The organism is Aquabacterium sp. (genome assembly GCF_048860245.1).
GTDB lineage: Bacteria > Pseudomonadota > Gammaproteobacteria > Burkholderiales > Burkholderiaceae_C > Aquabacterium.
Genome location: NZ_JBLIZW010000117.1, coordinates 1 through 19,918, shown reverse-complemented (window position 1 = coordinate 19,918; position 19,918 = coordinate 1). Strand labels below are relative to the sequence as shown.

The following is a 19,918-nucleotide window of genomic DNA, read 5'->3' as shown; positions in this document are numbered from 1 at the left end:
GATCAGGCCGCCACCATGGCCGCCTTGAAGGTCAAAAAGCTCAGCAACGAACTCCAGTTATCCCTCCTGTAGTGGCACGCTGACTAGGTCAACCTAGTCAAATCAACCACTTACAGCATTTGGTGTCGAACTCGGGCGTGCAGCCATGCGGCTGCAAACCACCCAACCAGCCGTCAGCGCCCAGCTGAAGCGGTTGCGTGAGCTCACGGGTGATCCATTGCTGGTGCGCAGCGGGCAGGGCATGGCCCCCACCAATGTGGCCTTGGACCTGCTGGAGCCCGCGTCGGCCATCCTGCATCACGCACGCAGCATGTTCGGTCACCGTAGCGTGGTGCGAGATTTCGACCCGGCCACCACCACACACACCTTCCGCATCGCCTCCACAGACTATCTGGATCCGTTTTTCTTGCCGGAGCTGACCTTGCGCCTGCGTCAGAAAGCGCCGTCTTGCAAGGTCGAGGTGCTTCAGCTGAATGCCGAGATGGACTACCGTCAAAGCCTCGCCCGTGGGGAGGTGGACCTGGTGATCGGCAACTGGCTGGAACCCTCGGGTGAGCTGCACCTGGGCCGATTGATCAGTGACGAGGTGGTGTGCCTGGTGTCCACCAAACATCCGGCGGCCCGCTTGCCCAAAGATGGCAAACGTGCCTGGAGCGTGGAGCAATACCTCCAGGCTGAACACATTGCGCCGCCGCCCCTGCACCCCGGAGCCCCGGGCGTGATCGACGACTACCTGGCTCGCCAGGGTATGCAGCGCCAGGTGGTGGTGCGGCACCCTCACTTTGCCCAACTGCCTTACATGGTGGCCGGATCTTTGCTGGTGTTGACCACCGGTCGGCGCTTCTGCGAGCGATTTGTCAAGCAGCTTGATGTCAAGATCCTGAAGTGCCCGGTCAGCTACCCGGCCATGAACTACTATCAGCTTTGGCACGATCTGACCCACCGCTCGGCGGCTTCTCGTTGGTTGAGAGAGCAGGTGCGTGACGTGGCCCGCAATCTGGATCAAATCAAAAGCACCGCCCGCACGCCCGAGCCGGCCTGCGAGCCGTGCTGAACTGTTTTCACGACGACATGACTCAAACCGGCTCCCAACCCACCCGTGCGCGCAGCATCCTGCGTGGTGACCTGCTGGACTTCACCGCCGATCCAGGCTTTGCCGCGCCGGATCAGGCGCAAGGGGTGCGCTGGCGCCCTGATCACCTGGTCTGCATCGAAGGGGGCAAGATTGCAGCGGTGGTGCCTGCGACGGCTGGTGTGCCGTCCGGATGGGAGTCGGTAGCGGTCGATGATCAACAGGGGCGCCTGATCCTGCCGGGCTTCATCGATACCCATGTGCATTGCCCGCAACTGGACGTGATCGCCAGCTTTGGCACCGAACTGCTGGACTGGCTGAACACCTACACCTTCCCGGCTGAGCGTCGCTACGCCGACCCCGAAGTGTCCCGTGTCGGCGCCAAGCGATTCTTGCAAGCCTTGTGGGCCCACGGCACCACCAGTGCGGTGGTGTTTCCCACGGTTCACAAGGTCAGCGCCGAAGCGCTGTTCGAGGTCGGGCACGCCCACAACATGCGACTGATCACCGGCAAGGTGCTCATGGACCGTCACGCTCCCGATGGCTTGCGCGACGATGTGACCGGGGCCGAGCGTGATTGCATCGACCTGATTGACCGCTGGCACGGCGTGGGCCGACAGTCTTTTGCCGTGACGGTGCGGTTTGCCCCCACCAGCACGCCAGAGCAACTGGCGATGGCCGGCAAGCTGTGTCAGACCTATGCCGGCACCTACATGCAGACCCACGTGGCCGAAAACCGCGATGAGGTGGCCTGGGTGGCAAAGCTGTTCCCCGATGCCCGCAGTTATCTGGACGTCTATGACCGGGATGGCCTGCTGGGCCCCCGTGCGGTCTTGGCCCATGGCATCTGGCTGGATGAGACCGATCGCGCCGTCATCCGAGAGCGCGGTGCACAGATTTCCCATTGCCCTTCGTCCAACCTGTTCCTGGGCAGCGGCCTGTTCAACTGGGCGCAGGCGCAGCAAGAGGGCTTGAACGTCAGCTTGTCGAGCGACGTGGGCGGTGGCACCAGCCTCTCCATGCTGCGCAACATGGGTGACGCCTACAAGATCCAGGCCTTGCAAGGCACCAAGCTCACAGCCTGGAAGGCCCTGCACACCGCCACCACGGGCGCCGCACAAGCCTTGGGTCTTGGTGACGAGATGGGGCTGATCGAACCCGGCCACATGGCGGACCTGACGGTGTGGGACTGGGCGCGTGGCGCTGTGGCCGAGCACCGGGATGCCGTCTGCCGTCAAACGGGCGGTCAACTGCATGAGCGAGTTTTCGTCTGGATGACCCTGGGTGACGAACGAAACTTGGTGCAAACCCTTGTTGGGGGGCAAAAAGTGTTCCAATCGGGCACCCCATCTGACCCCATTCCGAATTCCACTTTCAAACACCTGCCCGCATGAGCTACCGATTAGAACTTCGCGGCATCACCAAGCAGTACCCCAGCGTACGGGCCAATGACTCGGTCAACCTCAAGGTTCGACCCGGTGAAATCCATGCTGTCTTGGGTGAAAACGGCGCTGGCAAGTCCACGCTGATGAAAATCATCTTTGGTGCCGTCAAGCCCGATGAAGGCGAGATCCTCTTCAACGGTCAGGCTGTCCGCATCAAATCGCCCCAAGAAGCGCGCGCGCTGGGCATCAGCATGGTGTTTCAGCACTTCTCGCTGTTTGACACGCTGACCGTGGCCGAGAACGTGTGGCTTGGGCTGGACAAGTCCATGCCTCTGGCGGAGGTGACGGCGCACATTCGGGAGGTCGCTGGCGAATACGGGCTGGACATTGATCCCGACCGTTCAGTGCACGATCTGACCGTGGGCGAGCGTCAGCGCGTGGAAATCGTCCGCGCCTTGCTGACCAACCCACAGCTGCTGATTCTGGACGAACCCACCTCTGTCTTGACGCCGCAGGCTGTGGGCCGCTTGTTCGTGACCCTTCGCCATCTGGCAGAGAAGGGCTGCGCGATTCTGTACATCAGTCACAAGCTCGATGAAATTCGGGCGCTGTGCCACCACTGCACCGTGATGCGCGGAGGCAAGGTGACGGGCGAAGTTGACCCGACCCAAGAGACCAACGCCAGCCTGTCTCGCCTGATGATCGGTGCGGAGCCCCCCGAGTTGCATCGCGCCGCGCCTGTGCTGGGCGCGGTGGCCTTGTCGGTCCGCAACCTTGACGTGGCACGCAACAACCCTTTTGGCGTGGACCTCAAAGGGGTGTCCTTTGAACTGCGCGCAGGCGAAATCCTGGGGATCGCGGGTGTGTCCGGCAACGGTCAGCAAGCTTTGATGGCCGTCCTCAGCGGGGAGGACCCCCGTGCCAAGCCTGGCTCCGTGCATCTGTTTGGCAAGGACATCAGTGCGTCCACGCCAGGTGAGCGCCGCCGCCTGGGCCTGCACAGTGTGCCGGAAGAGCGTCTGGGCCGTGGTGCCGTCCCCATCATGTCTTTGGCCCAAAACACCTTGCTGACACGCACCGATGCGGTGGGCAAGGGCGGCTGGCTGCGCATGAAGGGCGTGGTGGGCATGGCCGAAGCCCTCATCGAGCGCTTCAACGTCAAGGCGGGTGGGCCCCATGCACTGGCCCGCAGCCTGTCGGGTGGCAACCTGCAAAAGTTCATCATGGGCCGCGAGATCTCGGCCGAACCCAAGGTGTTGCTGGTGTCGCAACCCACCTGGGGGGTCGATGTCGGCGCTGCCGCGCAGATCCGAGGTGAGTTGTTGAAGTTGCGCGATGCCGGTTGCGCGGTGCTCGTGGTCAGCGAGGAGTTGGAAGAATTGTTTGAAGTCAGTGACCGACTGATGGTGATGGCCCAAGGCCAGTTGTCACCCAGCGTCCCGGTGGGCGAAGCCACGGTGGAGCAAATCGGTGCATGGATGAGCGGCTTGTGGTCGCGTCCTGCCACGCAGACAGGAGGCGCTCATGTTCAAGCTTGAACCACGTCCCGCACCCTCCAAGGTGTTGACGCTGGCGTCGCCGCTGATCGCGCTGGCGATCACCATCTTTGTGGGCGTTGTGCTGTTTGCTGCATTGGGCAAGGACCCCTTGGCGGGCTTGCGCATGTTTTTCGTCGAGCCCCTGCGAGGCGGATACGCCTTGTCCGAGCTGAGCCTGAAGGCCACGCCTTTGATCCTGATTGCACTGGGTCTGGCTGTGTGTTTCCGTGCCAACTTGTGGAACATCGGTGCCGAAGGGCAGTTCGTCATGGGGGCCATCTTTGCGGGTGGTGTGGCCATGCAGGCAACGCCTGAGTCCGGGCATGGATTCGTGGCCGCCGTGTTGGCTGCCGGTGTCTTGGGTGGCATGGTCTGGGCGGGCGTCGTGGCCTTCCTGCGCGACCAGTTCCATGCCAATGAGATTCTGGTGAGCCTGATGCTGGTCTACGTGGCCGAGATGACCTTGAGTTACCTCGTCTACGGTCCTTGGAAGGACCCTGCCGGCTACAACTTCCCCCAAACCATCACCTTTCTGGATGCGGCCCGCGTGCCCAAGTTGTTCACCGGACTGCGTCTGAACATTGGTTTGGTGCTGGCGCTGGTGGGTGTGGTGGCGTTTGCCATCTTCCTGTTCCGCACTTATGCGGGCTTCCAGTTGCAGGTGGGGGGGCAAGCACCGCACGCCGCACGTTACGCAGGCTTTTCGTCTCGCAAGGCTTTGTGGACCGCGCTGTTGTTGTCCGGCGGCATGGCGGGCTTGGCCGGTGCGCTGGACGTGGCCGGGCCGCAAGGGCAGCTCACGCCTTATGTGCCCATGGGCTATGGCTTTGCCGCCATCATCGTGGCGTTTGTGGGTCGACTGAACCCCATCGGCATCGTGTTCTCGTCGGTGCTCATGAGCATGTTCTTCATCGGTGGCGAGCTGGCGCAATCGCGTCTGGGGCTGCCCAAGGCCATCACCGGCGTGTTCCAGGGCTTGCTGCTGTTTGCGCTGCTGGCCTGTGACACCTTCATTCATCAACGTCTGCGCTGGGTGGGAGCGAAATGATGGACGTGAGCGCTTTTCTCTCCGCAGATTCGCTGGCGCTGCTGATCGCCGCCACGCTGAGTGCCGGCACCGTGGTGGCGCTGGCCGCCTTGGGCCTGCTGATCAACGAGCGTGCCGGGGTGTTGAACCTGGGGGCCGAGGGCATGATGCTCGTAGCGGCCATTGCAGGCTTCGCCACTGGCGTGACCACCGGCAGTGACTGGCTGGCCTTTGCCGCCGGCGCCTTGGCGGGCGCAGCCATGGCGGCCGTGTTCGGGGTGCTGGTCATCTGGCTCAACACCAACCAGTACGCCACCGGGCTGGCGCTCAGCTTGTTTGGCTCGGGCCTCAGTGCGTTCGTGGGCATCACCTTCACGCAGGAGCACCTGGGCGAGCGCGCGCACTTTGCCATTCCGGTGCTGGCTGACATCCCCTTTGTGGGGCCCGCTTTGTTCCGTCACCACCCGCTGGTGTATTTCGCCATGGCACTGGCCCTGGGGATGACTTGGTTCTTGATGCGATCGCGCGCCGGTCTGGTGCTGCGTGCCGTGGGTGAGTCCCCCGAATCGGCCCATGCTTTGGGCTATGCCGTGCGCCCGATTCGCTTGCTCGCCGTGGTGGTGGGCGGCGCTTTGTGCGGTCTGGCCGGGGCTTACATCTCGGTGGTGTACACGCCCATGTGGGTGGAAGGCATGGTGGCCGGCAAGGGCTGGATCGCGCTGGCGCTGACCACGTTTGCCACCTGGCGCCCTGCGCGGGTGCTGCTGGGGGCGTACCTGTTTGGTGGCGTGACCATGCTGCAGTTCCAGTTGCAGGGCAATGGCGTGGCCATCCCCAGTCAGGTGCTGACCATGCTGCCGTATCTGGCCACCATCGTGGTGCTGGTGCTGATCTCGCGCAATCCGACGTGGATTCGCATCAACATGCCTGCGTCCCTTGGTAAGCCCTTCCATCCTGGTGCATGACACGGCATGATGTTTGCTGTCATGACGGTGGGAGCGGCAAGCCTTTGTCCCTTTCTGAACCGTTGTTGAGTTTGAGTAGTTTTCAACCCTGGAGATGACATGACCTCACCTTTGTCCAAGCGTTCTTTGCTCAAGATGGGTGGTTTTGCTGCACTGGCTGCCACCGCTGCGCTGATGGGCTGCAGCAAGAAGGAAGAAGCACCTGCCGCAGCTTCGGCTGCGTCTGAGCCCGCTTCCGCTGCAGCCAAGGCTGCCGGCCCGCTGAACATCGCTTTTGCCTACGTTGGCCCCGTGGGTGACGCAGGCTGGACCTTCGCCCACGACAAGGGTCGTCTGGCGCTGGAAAAAGAATTCGGCGACAAGATCAAGACCACCTTCGTCGAGAAGGTGCCTGAAGGCCCCGAGGCCGAGCGCGTGATCCGTGATCTGGTCGGTCAAGGCAACACCCTGGTGTTCGGCACCACCTTCGGCTACATGGAGCCCATGTTGAAGGTCGCCGCCGACAATCCGAACGTCAAGTTCGAGCACGCCACCGGCTACAAGACCGCCGCCAACATGCGTACGTACGACGCCCGTACTTACGAAGGCGCTTACATGGCTGGCGTCATCGCTGGTTCGATGACCAAGTCCAACACCCTGGGCGTGGTCGGTTCGATCCCAATTCCTGAGGTGATCCGCAACATCAACTCGTTCACCCTGGGCGCACAAAGCGTCAACCCCAAGATCAAGACCAAGGTGGTCTGGGTGAACGCCTGGTTTGATCCTCCCAAGGAAACCGAAGGCGCTCAAAGCCTGCTGAACCAGGGCGCTGACGTGCTGTTCCAGAACACCGACTCCGCTGCGGTGCTGCAAACCGCCGAAAAGGCTGGCAAGTACGCCTTCGGCTGGGACTCCGACATGAGCAAGTTCGGTCCCAAGTCTCACCTGGCGTCCAGCGTGATCAACTGGGGTCCGTACTACATCAAGGCCACAAAGGATGCCTTGGAAGGCACCTGGACGACCGGTGGCGTGTGGTGGGGTGTCAAGGAAGGTGCGATCGACCTCGTGTCCATCTCTGACAAAGTGCCCGCTGACGTCAAGACCAAGGTGGAAGGCGTCAAGTCTGGCCTGAAGGATGGCAGCTTCGTGATCTGGAAGGGGCCCATCGTCGGTCAGGACGGCAAGGAAGTGCTGGCCAAGGACGCCGTCGCTGACGACAAGTTCCTGGGTGGCATCAACTTCTACGTCAAGGGCGTGGAAGGTACCATCCCCACCGGCAAGTAAAGACCTGAGGGTCGCATGATTCGCGGCCCTGTGTCATGCTTCAAGGGCTGTCCCTGACAGGGCAGCCCTTTTCATTTCTGTTTTTTAAAAAGAGCGCACCCATGAGCCAGTCCGCCTTCGCCCACATTTCCCGAGATCAACTGCCCGCCCTGGTGCAAGCCATGCCCAAGGCCGAGTTGCACATGCACATTGAAGGCTCGCTCGAGCCCGAGCTGATCTTCGCGTTGGCGCAGCGCAATGGTGTGACCCTGAGTTATCCGACGGTCGAGGACTTGCGCAAGGCGTACGCCTTCACTGACCTGCAAAGCTTTCTGGACATCTATTACGCCGGTGCTTCCGTCCTGCTGAAAGAGCAGGACTTCCATGACATGGCCTGGGCGTATTTCCTCAAGGCCAAGGAAGACAACGTCGTTCACGCCGAGCTGTTCTTTGATCCTCAAACCCACACCGACCGGGGTGTGCCGTTTGAGGTCGTCATCAAAGGCCTGCACAGCGCGTGCGTGCGTGCCCGCGAGGAGTTGGGGGTCAGTTCCGAGCTGATCATGTGCTTCTTGCGTCATTTGAGCGAAGAAGCAGCGTTCGAAACGCTGGAGCAGTCGCTGCCTTACCGCGATCTGTTCATCGGTGTGGGCCTGGATTCCAGCGAACGCGGCCATCCGCCTGAAAAGTTCGCCCGCGTGTTTGCGCGCTGCAAGGAGCTGGGTTTGCGCCTGGTGGCGCACGCCGGCGAAGAGGGCCCGGCGCAGTACATCATCGATGCGCTCGATATCCTGAAAGTGGAGCGCATCGACCACGGCGTGCGTTGTCTGGAAGATGCCGATCTGGTCAAGCGTTTGGCCGCCGAGCGTATGGCCCTGACCGTGTGCCCGCTGTCCAACATCAAGTTGTGCGTCTTCAAGACGATGAAGGAGCACAACCTCAAGACCTTGCTGCAGCACGGTCTGGCGGTGACGGTGAACTCGGACGACCCCGCTTACTTTGGCGGCTACATGAACCAGAATTTCCTGGCGCTGCTGGCGGATCTGGACCTCAACGCACAAGACGCCTACACGCTGGCTCGCAATTCATTTGAAGCCAGTTTTGTGAGCGACGCGGTCAAGGCCGGCTGGATCGCCCAGCTGGATCAGACGTTTGCCAGCTTTGCGGCTTCGGCACCAAAGGCATAAGCGTCCATGGCCAGGTGGCCATGCGTGACACTTTCGTGGATGCGCAGGCTGGTTGCCGGGCCGATGGTGTCGGTGTCGCACATCGCGGCACCGGCAGCAAAGTAAAACGCCAGCCAGTGTTCATCGGTTGGGTGCATGGCCCAGGCATGAGGGGCCTGGGCACGGTAGTCAAGCAGGGCAGGCCAGTCAGCTGCCTGTGCCTTGTCGTGGACCCACGCCCGGAAGGCTGCGCAGTCGGCTTCTTCCGGTGCATCCACAGGGCTGGGGTGGTGAAAGAAGCGCTGCAGGTTGTGCGTCAGGCTGCCTGAACCGATCACCAGCACACCTTGGCGGCGCAAATCGGTCAGCAGGCGACCCAATGCGAGCATGTCTGCCGGCTTGGCGCGTGGGCTCAACGACAGGGGCACCACCGGAATGTTCGCGGCCGGGAACATGTGCATCAACAAGGTCCAGATGCCGTGGTCCAGACCACCTTGTGAGGTCAGTCGTGCAGGCAAACCACCGTTGACCAGTTTTTGGTGGATCTCGCTGGCGAGTTGAGGCTCGCCGGGCGTGTCGTAGCGGATCTCGTACAAAGCTGCCGGGAAACCGCCAAAGTCGTGGATGGTGTCGTGGTGTGCCGCGCCCAAGACATAAGGTGTCGGCGTTGCGGTGTGTGGCGACATCACGATGATGGCCTTGGGTCGCCCCCACAGCGTCTCGATGGCAGGGCCCAGCCGTTGCAAGAAGTGGCCAGCCGGACCCGGCTCCACCGCAATCATCGGCGAGCCATGAGACAAAAAGAGGGTGGGAAAGGCGACAGTCATCAGCCCAGTCTAGCGACGCTCGGGCAGAAATGTCATCGACGACAAAATGGCCAGGGCGATGGCTGGGGGAACCGTGGCGATGTAGCCCACATGCTTGAATCCCAATGCACCCAGTACGCCACCCAGGAAAAAGGTGGTGACCAACATGCTGTGAAGTTTCAGCTTGTCGAAGTTGGCCCGCACCGCTGGTTTGCTGACGGTGTCGGGTGACTGGTTCCAATAGAGCAGCTTGCCCAACTCGATGCCAATGTCGGTCATCAGGCCGGTCACGTGGGTGGTGCGGATTTCGGCGTTGGACACCTTGGTGATCATGGCGTTTTGCAGCCCCATCAGAAAGCTCAGCACCGCAATGGTGAGTGCGACGGATGTGCCAATGGCATGGTGATACTCACCCAGCAAGCCAAACGCCAGCAGCAAGCCGGCCTCCAGCAGCAGCGGCATCGAATACTCGTGAGGCGACTGTCGCCTGCGTGCCCAATTGATCATGATGGCCGATGTTGCGGCGCCAATCACGAACGCGATCAATGAGGTCAAGGCGCCGAGCGCCAGATCGATTTGCCCCAAGGCCAGTTCGTCGGCCATGGTGGACACGACCCCGGTCATGTGGGAGGTGTATTCATCCACAGCCAGAAAACCGCCGGCGTTGATGGCCCCTGCATTGAAGGTCAGGAAAATGCCCAGATGCACATTGCTCCGGCGAGAGCGCTCCGTTGCCGTGAGGGTGCGGAGGTAGTCAACAGGCATGATCAGAAATGCAGGCATGGACGAAAGCTGACATCATCGCGCAATTGCAGACGTTTTGCATACAAGAGGCATGCCAGAAATTCACACAACCCGGGTCTCCGCTTGGCGGTGGGCCTGGACGCAAACAGTACGTGACCTACGCGGCGGCAGTCTGCGTCTGATGTTGCTCGCGGTCATGCTGGCCGTTGCCGCCCTGTCAGCGGTGGCGTTTTTTGCAGATCGCATCGAGCAAGGCCTGCATCGTGATGCGGCGCAGCTGCTGGGCGGCGATGTGGTGGTCGTGGGCGACCAGCCCCTGCCAGAGTCATTTGAGCGGGCCGCTGCCGCATCGCAGTTGAATACGGCGAAGGCAGCGATTTTTCAGAGCATGGCGCGGTCGCCCGATGAGCGTGGCGGTGAGTCCAAGCTGGTCAGCGTCAAGGCCGTGAGCGAGCATTACCCGCTCAAGGGGCGTCTGCGGATTGGCGTGCTGGACGCGCAGGGCGGCCTTGCTCAAGTCCATGATGCCGAGCCAGGCGGGCCGCCTGCCGGACAGGTCTGGGTGGATGCCGGTTTGCTGGTGGCGCTGGACTTGCGCGTGGGGGATGCCATCTGGCTGGGTGAGGCGTCGTTCAAGGTGGCGGCGGTGATTGCCACCGAGCCTGACCGTGGCGCGGGCTTCACGTCGTTTGCGCCCCGGGTCATGATCCGGCAGTCTGATCTGGCTGCCACGCAGTTGATTCAGCCAGCCAGTCGGGTGACCTACCGCTTTTATGCCGCTGCAGCCGGGCCACAGAAGGCCGAGCAGATGCGCGTGGAACGATTCACCCAAGTCAGCGAATCTTTGGCTGAATCGGTTCGTGGCATCAGGGTCGAGACCCTGGAGCAAGGTCGCCCCGAGATGCGAACCACCTTGGACCGCGCTGCACTGTTTCTCCGCTTGGTGGCCTTGCTGGCAGCATTGATGTCCGCCGTGGCTGTCGCCATGGTGTCGAGGGACTTTGCCCAGCGACGCCTGGATGACTGTGCCTTGTTGCGCGTCATGGGGGTCTCTCAATCCGTGATGGCGCGAACCTACTTGCTGGAGTTTTTGCTGGTGGGGGTCCTCGCCAGCGCCTTGGGCTTGCTGGTCGGGTGGGGCTTCCATCTGGTGTTTGTGTCGATGCTGGCCGAGTTGGTGGGCGTGTCGTTGCCGCCCGCCGGTTGGCAGCCTGTGGCCTTGGGCATGGGCGTTGGGGTGCTGTTGACTTTGGGCTTCGGTCTGCCGCCGGTTCTGCAACTGGCCAAGGTGCCGCCTCTGCGTGTGTTGCGACGTGATCTGGGGGGCTTGCGGCCTCTGTCCGGGGGTGTCGCGGCCCTGGGCAGCGTGGCGCTGTTGGGCCTGTTGATGGCTGTGGCTCGCGACATCAAACTCGGAGGCATCGCCTTGGGAGGCTTTGTCGCGGCCGTGGCCCTGTTTGCCGTGTTGGCCATGTTGATGGTGCTGGCGTGGCGCGCCTTCATCCGTCGCATGGGGGCACGTGTCCCCACGTGGTTGGCCTTGGCCAGTCGGCAACTCACAGCGCAGCCTGGGCAGACCGTGGTGCAGGTGTGCGCATTGGGCGTCGGGCTGTTGGCGTTGATGCTGTTGGTGTTGATCCGAACCGATCTGGTTGACAGTTGGCGCGCAGCCACCCCCGCAGATGCGCCAGATCGCTTTGTCATCAACATCTTGCCGGATCAGGTCGAGCCGTTTCAGCGTGCATTGAAGCAAGCCGGTGTGGCGCAGTACGACTGGTATCCCATGGTTCGTGCTCGCTTGGTCGCCGTCAACGGCAAGCCCGTGAAGGCCAAAGACTATCCTGAAGAGCGAGCGCAGCGGCTGGTCGAGCGCGAGTTCAACATGAGCTATGCCGCACAGCCCCCGGCACATAACCCTGTCGTGGCGGGCCAGTGGGTGCCCAATGAAGCCCATGCATTCAGCGTCGAGCAAGGCCTGGCGACCACACTGGGCCTGCAACGCGGGGATCGCCTGCTCTTCGACATGGCGGGTGTCAGCTACGAAGGGCGCATCACCACCTTGCGCAAGGTGGACTGGTCATCCATGCGCGTCAATTTCTTTGTGATGGCGCCCGTGGCCGAGATGCCGCAGTGGCCCGCCACCTACATCACCGCCTTTCGGATGCCGACTGGGCAGAAGCTGGATCGTGCGCTGGTTCAGCAGTTTCCGAATGTCACGGTGGTGGATGTGTCAGCCACCTTGAGGCAGATTCAGGACGTGCTGGAGCAGGTCATTGCCGCCGTGGAGTTCTTGTTTGTGTTCACACTGGCGGCGGGTCTCATGGTCATCATGGCCGGGCTGATGAGTTCCAGAGAGCGCCGCGCGAGGGACTGGGCCATTTTGCGTGCGCTGGGTGCGACGCAATCCATGCTGGCGCGCGTGCAGCGTGTGGAGTTGCTGTTGACGGGGGCTTTGGCCGGTGCGCTGGCAGCGTCTGCGGCGTTGACCATTGGATGGGTGTTGGCCACGCGTGTGTTTGAGTTTGAGTGGCATGCCCCCTTGTGGTGGCCGTTGGCCGGGGCACTCATCGGCGCCTTGCTGTCGTGGCTGGCTGGGTGGTGGAGCTTACGAGGCGTTTTGCAGCGGTCCGTGACCGCCAACTTGCGTCAGGTGGACTAGCCACGGCCAGACGTGAAAAAGCCGGCTCGCGGGCCGGCTTTCTTGAGTGCGCCTTGTGGCGCAAGGCGAAAAGCCAATCAGGCCGGCGTCAGCGCATTGATCAGGCCCATTTCCGAGCTGCTCATCAACGACTCGATGTCCATCAGGATCAGCAGGCGGTCGCTCACGTTGGCGATGCCGGTGATGTAGCTGGTGTCGATCACCGAGTGGCTCATTTCCGGGGCAGGCTGAATCATCTGCTCGGACAACTGCATCACGTCGCTCACCGAGTCCACGACCGCACCCACGACACGCCCCCTAACATTCAGCACGATCACCACGGTGAAGCTGTTGAAATCGGTTTGGCCTTCTTCGTTGACGCAGTTGAACTTGACGCGCAAGTCCACGATGGGGACGATCACGCCGCGCAGGTTGACCACACCTTTCAGGTAGGCTGGCGCATTGGCAATCTTGGTTGGGGGTTCGTACGAGCGAATCTCCTGCACCTTCAGGATGTCGATGCCGTACTCCTCGCTACCCAGACGGAAGGTCAGGTACTCGCGACCGGCCGGTACATGACGCACCTGACGGTTGGGGGCATTGCGCATGGCCAGACCGGAAGGCTGCGACGAGGCGGTCTGTGTTTGGGGGGCTGCGGGTTGCAGGGCGTCCATGCTGATCCTCTTTGAGTCGTCAAGCGCCAATCGGGGCGCTCACCGTGGAGATTGTTCCCGCTTGGGATATCGGTCTTTCTGCGGAAAACTGAAGATTGGAATGTGAATTTGTTCGCAACACTCAGAACCGGAGGCCATACCAGCCCAAACCGATCCCCCAGGTCTTGCTTTGAGGGGTGGCGTTGGTTCTCCCCGCGGTCAAGTCGAGCCCCAGGGTTTCAGGCAAGATCCAATAGCGCATCCCCGCGAACTGCGAAGCGGAAGTGTGGTTCAGCCCGGTGATTTCGCCAAAGACCATCCAGTGGTCGTCGGGCGCCCAGGCCAGCGCCACACCGTACGGGGTGTCGTGGTGCTTTTTCAGCTTATCGTGGCCGCGCCCAACGTTGATGTGCACGGTCCATTCGTCGTTCAATTGGCGTGTGGCCAGCAGCGAATAGGCTTCGGAGACATGTCGCCAGTCGTCACCGCTGGCTTTTTCCCAACCCATTCCGCCCTTGATGCCAAAGCGCCATTCTTGCCAGTTGGCCCATTCGGGGGCCCACTTGAAACCCAGTGCACGGCCTTGCGGAATCTCGGACGAAGGTCGATTGGATACAAACTCTGCGGCCACTTCCAAATCGTCCACGACGCCACAAGTCGGGGCAAGGTGGGTGCTGGTTGCACCAGCGTACTTGTCCATCCAGGCTTCAACGTGGCAGACGGCCTGCTTGTTGGCGCTTGCATCGTCTGTGTTCATGGGGCGGCCGGCGTGCACCGCAGCAACTGGAAGCAACGCTGCCACGCAAACTGCCCAGCGCATGCGCGAAATGACGTGACCCATAACGGGGTAGCAGGGGCGGATCTGCATGGGGTTCCTCGGTCGTATTTTTTGTTTTCGATGCTTTCTAGCCCAACGCGGCGGGGATGCCCACAGCATCAGGTGTGGAACACCGACATCGCCTGCGTCAGCTTCAGGGCTTGGTCCTTCAGGCTGGCTGCCGCGGCAGCAGATTCTTCCACCAAAGCCGCGTTTTGCTGCGTCATCTGATCCAGATTGGCCACAGCGTTGTTCACTTGGCTGATGCCCGAGCTTTGCTCGGTCGACGCCGTGGTGACTTCGCTGATGGTGTCAGACACGCGCTGCACGCTGGCAATGATTTCCTGCATCGCGGCGCCGGCGTCATGAACCAGGCGAGTCCCTGACTCGACCTTCTCGCTGGACGCCAGAATCAGTTGCTTGATTTCACGTGCCGCCGTGGCGCTGCGTTGCGCCAGGCTGCGAACCTCGCCGGCCACCACTGCAAAGCCGCGGCCTTGTTCGCCGGCCCGAGCAGCTTCCACGGCCGCGTTCAGGGCCAGGATGTTGGTCTGGAAGGCGATACCGTCAATCACACCAATGATGTCGTTGATGCGCTTGCTGGTGCTGTCGATCTCGCTCATGTTGGCGACCACTTCGGTCACGATGCTGTTGCCCCGATGAGCGGCGTTCGCAGCTGTTTGAGCCAGGCTGTTGGCCTGCAGGGCCGATTCTGCGCTGTGTTGCACGGTCCCGGTGAGCTGGTCCATCGAGCTGGCAGTCTCTTGCAAGCTCGATGCCGTGTTCTCGGTGCGAGCCGACAAGTCCATGTTGCCGCTGGCAATTTCGTTGGACGCGGTAGAGATGGAGTCAGCCGAGATGCGAACGTCGGTGACGATGGTTCGCAGAGCCTCTTGCATGCGCATCAGGGCGCGCAGCAGCACGGCCGGCTCGTCAGACCCGTCCAGGAAAGCCTCGTTACGCAAATTGCCGGACGCGATGGCATCGGCCATCTGCTGCGCCTCGTCAATCGGGCGGCAGATGCAGATCATGTTCAGAATCGTCAGGGGCGCCACGATCAGAATCGAGATCACCACAGCCGCCAAGAACATGTAGATGGTGTTGCGAACATTACTTTGCTGCTCATCGGCTGCCTCCGATTGTTCTTCACCCATCACCTTGTCGATGGCCTCCATGCTGGCGTCGAAAGCGTCGGCCACCTTCATCTGTGGCGCCAGGCGTGTCAAAGCGTCCTGACTGGACAAGGCACCAGAGGCCAGTTCCGGAAAGGCTGCCTCCATGGCGCGCTGGTACTCATCCATCTGGGACAAGACCTTGCGGACAATGACGTTGTCTTCGTCCTCTTCACCATCGAGCATCAGTTTCGCTGTCTTCTGAAACTGATCCAGGGCAGCGCGCCACCCGTTGGCCTCAGCTTGAACCGCAGGACCATTGCCTGCGACCAAAAGCGCATTCTTCTCATGCTTGCGCATGTGCCCCAGCGCTTCTCTCATGCGGGACAGGTCGCCGGTTTCGGCGAAGTGCCCCAGCCGATACGCATCATTGGTGTTCTGGTTATGAATCAGCCCGTACAGGCCAACCCCCCCCACAAGCAGCAGCAGTGACAGAACGACCGCAATGGCGCTGTACATCCGGAACCGGATCGTGAACGCACGCATCAAGGAGAACATGTTCATGGGCGACAAACTCGAAGTTGTTCGGACCGAGGCGTCATGCATGACGTAAAAGGCACGGCATCACACCGTTGGGCAACGGTGGTTTCGGCTAGGTTTGTCCCAGCTTGAGGATTTTTGTTTCCCAAGACGAAAAAAAACCGGTCAACGCCGAGGCGTGACCGGTTTTCTTGAGATGGCGTTGCGATCAGACGTTAAAGTGAAAGATGGCCTTGGAGGTGCCATTTTTACTGGGTCTCAGCGCGGTTTGGCTCATTCCGTAGTCACTTCCGTATACATTTTTTGCGGACATCCCCATTCGGGTGGCCTCACCCGTGTTCACTTGGTCTGCTCCGCCAAGAGACCAAGCACGTCGGTCTCTAGGATCGCGCCCAGCTTGCACAGGACCAGCAGGGACGGGTTGCCCACAGCGCGCTCGATCTGACTCACGTAGGTGCGATCCACATCCGCGCTCAGGGCGAGCGCCTCCTGCGACAAGCCACGCTTGCCCCGGAAGTCTTTCATGTTGCGCGCCAAGTCCTGACGCACTTGCTCGTAGTCTCGTCCCATCAACGCCGAGCATGGGCGTCATGAGATCTTTAATCCACGGACTATATTCGACAATGTCGAATATAGTCTTCATAATCAGCTCAACTTGGGATCAAAGGGAGCTGATGGATGAGTGGACTCTGCTTTCGGATGCTGGCCGGGCTGGCCGTTGTGATGACCGTGACCGGTTGTGTCACGACACAGCCGCAGGCTGACGGTTCTACCAAGGTTCACCTCTCCTTGGGTGGCGTGTCGAAGGTAAGCCAAGGTAACGTGGCACCGCCTCCTACTACCGAGACTCGCCCAGCCGTCGTTGCCAATCAAGCAAAGCCAGACCAAAGCGCGCCGCCCGGCGCTCCTGGCATCCGTGCAACAGCGCTGGCAGGCCTCTTCAGCAAGCACCCTTTCGACGGAACTCCCAAGACCTACTTCCCCCGCGCGGCTGTCACGGTCACGGACTGGTCCCGTAGTGACTGCTGGATCGGTACGGCCACCATCTGGTGGAGCAAGACCAAGTCCGAAGCCGTACCCGCCTTTTCGGTGTGCTGGGGACAGTCGGTGGGGTACGCGGTCAACAACGCCGCCAACCTGCACCTCTTCATGCAGCAGATGGCGGTCGAGCACAGCGGCAATGTCCGCACTGTTGGCCCCAAGCCGCCCATGCTGGCCATCCCCGACCGGCAGCCGATCAGCGAGCGGCAGCAGCTCGCCTTCCAGGGGTTTATCCAGCAACTGGTGCTCGACACCGGATGGCAGCCGGGCGCACCGACCAATCTCTGGTTGGTAGGGTATGACGCCAACGCGGTCATCAAGCCAACCGTGCCTCCTGCCTCCAGCAACGGAGCGTCGCAGCCCGTGGACGCCAAGACCAAGGCGCAGCTCGAACAGGCGTTGAGCTGCACTGTCATCGGTCCACGATTTGAACTGGCTGAGTCGCTGCTCAAGCAGTCGGGATGGAATCCCGATCAAGGCGTCACGCCGGTCACGCTCGCCGAGCCCGTCAAGGTCTATGGGTTCAGCGTCCGCAAGGTAGCGGTGTCACGTGACGGGGGTGAGCAAACCTACCGCAGCTACTTGCCCGGCCTCACGGCCCAGCAGATTGCGAAATCAGGCTCGTTGAAGCTGGGCAAGGACGGCAAGACCTATGGCCGTTTGACCAAGGCCGGCGTGTTGTCGGCGGGCATGGAGGGCGGCGAGGCCACGCTGACCTGTACCGTCAACACCGAAGGCTCGGAGGGCTGATCATGGCAATGCAATGCCCGAGTTGCGGTAGCACGCACATCCAGCCAGTGGCCGTTGTGCATGCGGGCGGTACGCAGCATTTCCAAGCTTCACACACGGCGGTCACTTCAGATGGGCAGTTCGTTCAAGGCAGCAGCCAGGGCTCTCAGTTCACGGTGTTGGCTCAGCACTGCGCCCCGCCTGCACCGCCGTCACCGATGCCGTTCATCATTGCGTTTGGGCTGGGTGGAGCGACGGTCTATCACGCTGCGACGGTGTGCGACCTTTTCGAGCGGGGTTGCCGGGTCGGCATGTCCTTCTGGGCGCTGCTTATCTACAACTGGAAGCAAACCGCAGTTGGCTTGGGGCTCATTGCACTGGGCTGGCTGCTGATGAAGGGCTGGCACGCCCAGGCTAAGGCCTACGGTGCCGCGAAGCGCCAGTGGCAGAACACGTGGTTTTGCCATACATGCGGGCAGGCACATCTCAGAAACTGATCGGCACACGCCCGTTATCGTAGTTACCGTAATTACGATAACGGGGTACAGGCGCGGAGAGATCAGAAATGCGGGGACAAACGCATCGTCATTCCTTGTGAGTAGCCGCCTCTTCGCCCCCAGGTCTGTCTTGATCGCCCTTGATGGCTCTGGCATATGTGGCATCCCACGCCTTCCTTTGCCGTTTTCGCTCAAGCGCTACAGCCTCCTGCTGCTCTAGGGCAAGCTGCAGCGGTGCGAACAGTTCCGCCCACAGCATATCGGCATCAAGAAATTGCCCATGTTCGATGTCATGGGGCCACCGTTTGCGATCCAGTACGCGCTCATGAATGGTCCGCATCAACAGCCAACGTGGAGCGTAGAGCTGCCCGTCTGATTCACGCAGTTGGCTGGCAGGAATCGTCAAGGTATGGACTCGCCGTTCGATTTCGTGCTCATCGTGGTCGGCGTTGACACGGTAGACGACATCGCTCACCCGGACCTTGCAGCTCTTGTCCGATGGGCCTGCTCCCGCTTTGACGACTGGAATCCAACCACTCCCGCTACCTGCGGCCAACGTACAGACTTTCTGGTGGAGTTCGAGCAGCTTGTCCACCCCGCGCATCGTCGCAGTTAAGTGGCGATGACTACGCCAGTCGATACTGGGGAATGCCGTGGTGAGTGACCTTCGCCAGACACGGATATCGCCGGTAGGGAGGTTCAGCGTGTACTCGTGTTCCCCGTTGCGCACCATGTCGATCACGATGCTGCCAGCTACGTCGTTGAATGAGCTGCTTGGGGAGTGAAACTGGAACTTGATTTGCAGGTTGTGGTGCATTGATGGTTTCTCCTCGATTGGGGTGGATTCGAGTGCTTGCTACTGCTGCACGGTCAGGTCAGCGGTGAAGCCGATTCCACGCTTGCCGCCGTCTGAAATCAGCTGTAGGTCGGTGGGCGTGATGTGATCGCGCAGATCCCGTGCGGCATGCCCAAGCGCCCGCCGCAATGCCAGGCCCAGACTTCGCGGCGGCAAGTGCTTCAACTTCTCCAGCACGGCCCCGTCGAGAGAGGGTACGAAGGCAGAACCCCAGCTGGCTTCGGCACGCATTCGTCCATAGATGTTCTGCGCGATTCGTGCGATCTGATCGGGCGTGGGTGCTTGGACATGCAGCACCGTGAGCCGCGACAGCAATGGGCTTGGGATGCCATCCACGCTGTTTGCCGTCGCGATCCAGTTGATGTGGCTGGCATCAATGGCGAAATCACGGATAGAGAGGTCCGTAAAGGACCGTGCGCTGCGGGGCTCAAGAAGGGTGTACAGCGCCGCCAATGGGTCGTACTGGCGCACCTGCTCGGTCTTGTCCAGTTCATCCAAGACCACGACGGGGTTGGCCTTTGGCTGGTAGGCCAGCAGTTCGAACAGGAGGCCAGGCTCGGAATTGCTCCAGAAGGCTTCTGACCCAGCCAGTGGCGAACCGGATTGGGCGCTCGCCATGTCGAACACACGGAAGGGCAAGGCCAGCCTTTCCGCCAGCCAGCGAGCCGCTTCTGTTTTGCCGATGCCCGCAGGCCCGACCAGCAGTAGCGGCGACCACGCAACGCGGCCATCGCCCATCGCATTGAGGGCAAAGTGATCGTGCAGCAGCTCGGCCAGCTCGCTGAAATTCGGGAAGGCTTGGGTGAACTCTTCGATCAGAACGTCCCACTCGTCGGGCAGCATGCCGAGCGTGCGCCGCTCATGGCCGGCCGCCCGGATGCGCTCCGCAATCTGCTGGGCACGCTTGAACTTTTCGTCTGCCTTTGCGCGATGGCGGTCAACAAATTGCTTGAGGCCGGAAGCGTCCAGAAAGGTGATCAACGGCGCGTGCTTGTCGTCAATCGTAGTGCCGCTGCTATCGCGTGCGGGGACCGGGCTGTCGGGCAGTTCTCTCTTGGCGGCTTTGGTGCGGGTGGGGGCATCGCGATCA

Annotated in this window: 18 protein-coding genes; 10 read left to right on the top strand and 8 right to left on the bottom strand. The window is 61.4% G+C overall.

Translation table 11 applies throughout. The annotated features are described in order from the left end of the window. The first annotated feature begins 145 nt into the window (after nt 1-145). The 7 genes from ACMV18_RS13325 to ACMV18_RS13295 all read left to right on the top strand — a co-directional run bounded on the left by ACMV18_RS13325 (nt 146) and on the right by ACMV18_RS13295 (nt 8,416). Nucleotides 146-1,054, top strand: a complete 909-nt coding sequence (locus tag ACMV18_RS13325; RefSeq protein ID WP_420818239.1) for a LysR family transcriptional regulator — start codon at nt 146-148, stop codon at nt 1,052-1,054. 17 nt (nt 1,055-1,071) lie between these two features. Then, a complete protein-coding gene (gene guaD / locus ACMV18_RS13320; protein ID WP_374255227.1) occupies nt 1,072-2,466 on the top strand; it encodes a guanine deaminase in 1,395 nt (464 codons plus the stop codon). Continuing rightward, nucleotides 2,463-3,995: an ABC transporter ATP-binding protein gene (locus tag ACMV18_RS13315; RefSeq protein ID WP_420818238.1), complete on the top strand. Its 1,533-nt coding sequence runs from the start codon at nt 2,463-2,465 to the stop codon at nt 3,993-3,995. The genes guaD and ACMV18_RS13315 overlap by 4 nt, the downstream gene beginning before the upstream one ends. Next, the gene (locus tag ACMV18_RS13310) at nt 3,982-5,043 is read left to right on the top strand and encodes an ABC transporter permease (protein ID WP_374255230.1); all 1,062 of its coding nucleotides are present in this window, start codon (nt 3,982-3,984) and stop codon (nt 5,041-5,043) included. Before ACMV18_RS13315 ends, ACMV18_RS13310 begins: the two co-directional genes overlap by 14 nt. A gap of 5 nt (nt 5,044-5,048) precedes the next feature. Beyond that, nucleotides 5,049-5,987, top strand: coding sequence for an ABC transporter permease (locus tag ACMV18_RS13305; protein ID WP_374255231.1), 939 nt, complete (start codon nt 5,049-5,051; stop codon nt 5,985-5,987). A 99-nt stretch (nt 5,988-6,086) separates the two neighbouring features. Continuing rightward, nucleotides 6,087-7,250: a BMP family ABC transporter substrate-binding protein gene (locus ACMV18_RS13300; RefSeq protein WP_420818237.1), complete on the top strand. Its 1,164-nt coding sequence runs from the start codon at nt 6,087-6,089 to the stop codon at nt 7,248-7,250. A 101-nt stretch (nt 7,251-7,351) separates the two neighbouring features. Next, nucleotides 7,352-8,416 (top strand): adenosine deaminase, encoded by a 1,065-nt coding sequence (locus ACMV18_RS13295; RefSeq protein WP_420818236.1) that lies wholly within the window; start codon nt 7,352-7,354, stop codon nt 8,414-8,416. On the opposite strand, the gene ACMV18_RS13290 is transcribed toward ACMV18_RS13295, so the two are convergent. Further along, complete coding sequence (locus ACMV18_RS13290; protein ID WP_420818235.1) at nt 8,374-9,222, bottom strand: DODA-type extradiol aromatic ring-opening family dioxygenase; 849 nt, start codon at nt 9,220-9,222, stop codon at nt 8,374-8,376. The two genes, ACMV18_RS13295 and ACMV18_RS13290, sit on opposite strands and share 43 nt — an antisense overlap. 9 nt (nt 9,223-9,231) lie before the next feature. After that, entirely contained in the window at nt 9,232-9,984 is a 753-nt protein-coding gene (locus ACMV18_RS13285) for a YoaK family protein (RefSeq protein ID WP_420818234.1), read from the bottom strand. A gap of 52 nt (nt 9,985-10,036) precedes the next feature. Here ACMV18_RS13285 and ACMV18_RS13280 point away from each other — a divergent pair, with 52 nt between their 5' ends. Next, nucleotides 10,037-12,604 carry an ABC transporter permease gene (locus ACMV18_RS13280; RefSeq protein WP_420818233.1) on the top strand — a complete coding sequence of 856 codons (2,568 nt, stop codon included), beginning with the start codon at nt 10,037-10,039 and terminating at the stop codon, nt 12,602-12,604. Between the two features lie 77 nt (nt 12,605-12,681). Here ACMV18_RS13280 and ACMV18_RS13275 read toward each other — a convergent pair whose 3' ends face one another. The 4 genes from ACMV18_RS13275 to ACMV18_RS13260 form a co-directional block, all read right to left on the bottom strand. Beyond that, nucleotides 12,682-13,191 carry a chemotaxis protein CheW gene (locus ACMV18_RS13275; RefSeq protein ID WP_420818240.1) on the bottom strand — a complete coding sequence of 170 codons (510 nt, stop codon included), beginning with the start codon at nt 13,189-13,191 and terminating at the stop codon, nt 12,682-12,684. 187 nt (nt 13,192-13,378) lie between these two features. Next, a complete protein-coding gene (locus ACMV18_RS13270) occupies nt 13,379-14,104 on the bottom strand; it encodes a hypothetical protein (RefSeq protein ID WP_420818232.1) in 726 nt (241 codons plus the stop codon). A gap of 68 nt (nt 14,105-14,172) precedes the next feature. Next, nucleotides 14,173-15,729 (bottom strand): methyl-accepting chemotaxis protein, encoded by a 1,557-nt coding sequence (locus tag ACMV18_RS13265; protein ID WP_420818230.1) that lies wholly within the window; start codon nt 15,727-15,729, stop codon nt 14,173-14,175. A 315-nt stretch (nt 15,730-16,044) separates the two neighbouring features. Next, nucleotides 16,045-16,275, bottom strand: coding sequence for a helix-turn-helix domain-containing protein (locus tag ACMV18_RS13260; protein ID WP_088859944.1), 231 nt, complete (start codon nt 16,273-16,275; stop codon nt 16,045-16,047). 108 nt (nt 16,276-16,383) lie between these two features. On the opposite strand from ACMV18_RS13260, the gene ACMV18_RS13255 reads away from it, so the two are divergent. Continuing rightward, complete coding sequence (locus ACMV18_RS13255; protein ID WP_420818229.1) at nt 16,384-17,496, top strand: hypothetical protein; 1,113 nt, start codon at nt 16,384-16,386, stop codon at nt 17,494-17,496. Nucleotides 17,497-17,693: 197 nt separating this feature from the next. Further along, nucleotides 17,694-17,972 carry a hypothetical protein gene (locus ACMV18_RS13250; protein ID WP_420818228.1) on the top strand — a complete coding sequence of 93 codons (279 nt, stop codon included), beginning with the start codon at nt 17,694-17,696 and terminating at the stop codon, nt 17,970-17,972. Between the two features lie 88 nt (nt 17,973-18,060). Here the strand turns inward: ACMV18_RS13250 and ACMV18_RS13245 are convergent, their stop codons facing one another. Further along, a complete protein-coding gene (locus ACMV18_RS13245; protein ID WP_420818226.1) occupies nt 18,061-18,789 on the bottom strand; it encodes a hypothetical protein in 729 nt (242 codons plus the stop codon). Between the two features lie 39 nt (nt 18,790-18,828). After that, nucleotides 18,829-19,918: AAA family ATPase (locus ACMV18_RS13240; protein WP_420818225.1), on the bottom strand; the 1,090-nt coding region annotated here is incomplete at its 5' end.

Excerpts from the sequence above, each read along its gene's own strand:
- ACMV18_RS13280 (WP_420818233.1), top strand. The coding sequence starts at position 10,037 with ATGCCAGAAATTCACACAACCCGGGTCTCCGCTTGGCGGTGGGCCTGG.
- ACMV18_RS13325 (WP_420818239.1), top strand. The coding sequence starts at position 146 with ATGCGGCTGCAAACCACCCAACCAGCCGTCAGCGCCCAGCTGAAGCGG.
- ACMV18_RS13255 (WP_420818229.1), top strand. The coding sequence starts at position 16,384 with ATGAGTGGACTCTGCTTTCGGATGCTGGCCGGGCTGGCCGTTGTGATG.
- ACMV18_RS13275 (WP_420818240.1), bottom strand. The coding sequence starts at position 13,191 with ATGCGCAATGCCCCCAACCGTCAGGTGCGTCATGTACCGGCCGGTCGC.
- ACMV18_RS13245 (WP_420818226.1), bottom strand. The coding sequence starts at position 18,789 with ATGCACCACAACCTGCAAATCAAGTTCCAGTTTCACTCCCCAAGCAGC.
- ACMV18_RS13290 (WP_420818235.1), bottom strand. The coding sequence starts at position 9,222 with ATGACTGTCGCCTTTCCCACCCTCTTTTTGTCTCATGGCTCGCCGATG.
- ACMV18_RS13315 (WP_420818238.1), top strand. The coding sequence starts at position 2,463 with ATGAGCTACCGATTAGAACTTCGCGGCATCACCAAGCAGTACCCCAGC.
- guaD (WP_374255227.1), top strand. The coding sequence starts at position 1,072 with ATGACTCAAACCGGCTCCCAACCCACCCGTGCGCGCAGCATCCTGCGT.
- ACMV18_RS13285 (WP_420818234.1), bottom strand. The coding sequence starts at position 9,984 with ATGCCTGCATTTCTGATCATGCCTGTTGACTACCTCCGCACCCTCACG.
- ACMV18_RS13265 (WP_420818230.1), bottom strand. The coding sequence starts at position 15,729 with ATGAACATGTTCTCCTTGATGCGTGCGTTCACGATCCGGTTCCGGATG.
- ACMV18_RS13270 (WP_420818232.1), bottom strand. The coding sequence starts at position 14,104 with ATGCAGATCCGCCCCTGCTACCCCGTTATGGGTCACGTCATTTCGCGC.
- ACMV18_RS13300 (WP_420818237.1), top strand. The coding sequence starts at position 6,087 with ATGACCTCACCTTTGTCCAAGCGTTCTTTGCTCAAGATGGGTGGTTTT.
- ACMV18_RS13260 (WP_088859944.1), bottom strand. The coding sequence starts at position 16,275 with ATGGGACGAGACTACGAGCAAGTGCGTCAGGACTTGGCGCGCAACATG.
- ACMV18_RS13250 (WP_420818228.1), top strand. The coding sequence starts at position 17,694 with ATGCCGTTCATCATTGCGTTTGGGCTGGGTGGAGCGACGGTCTATCAC.
- ACMV18_RS13295 (WP_420818236.1), top strand. The coding sequence starts at position 7,352 with ATGAGCCAGTCCGCCTTCGCCCACATTTCCCGAGATCAACTGCCCGCC.
- ACMV18_RS13310 (WP_374255230.1), top strand. The coding sequence starts at position 3,982 with ATGTTCAAGCTTGAACCACGTCCCGCACCCTCCAAGGTGTTGACGCTG.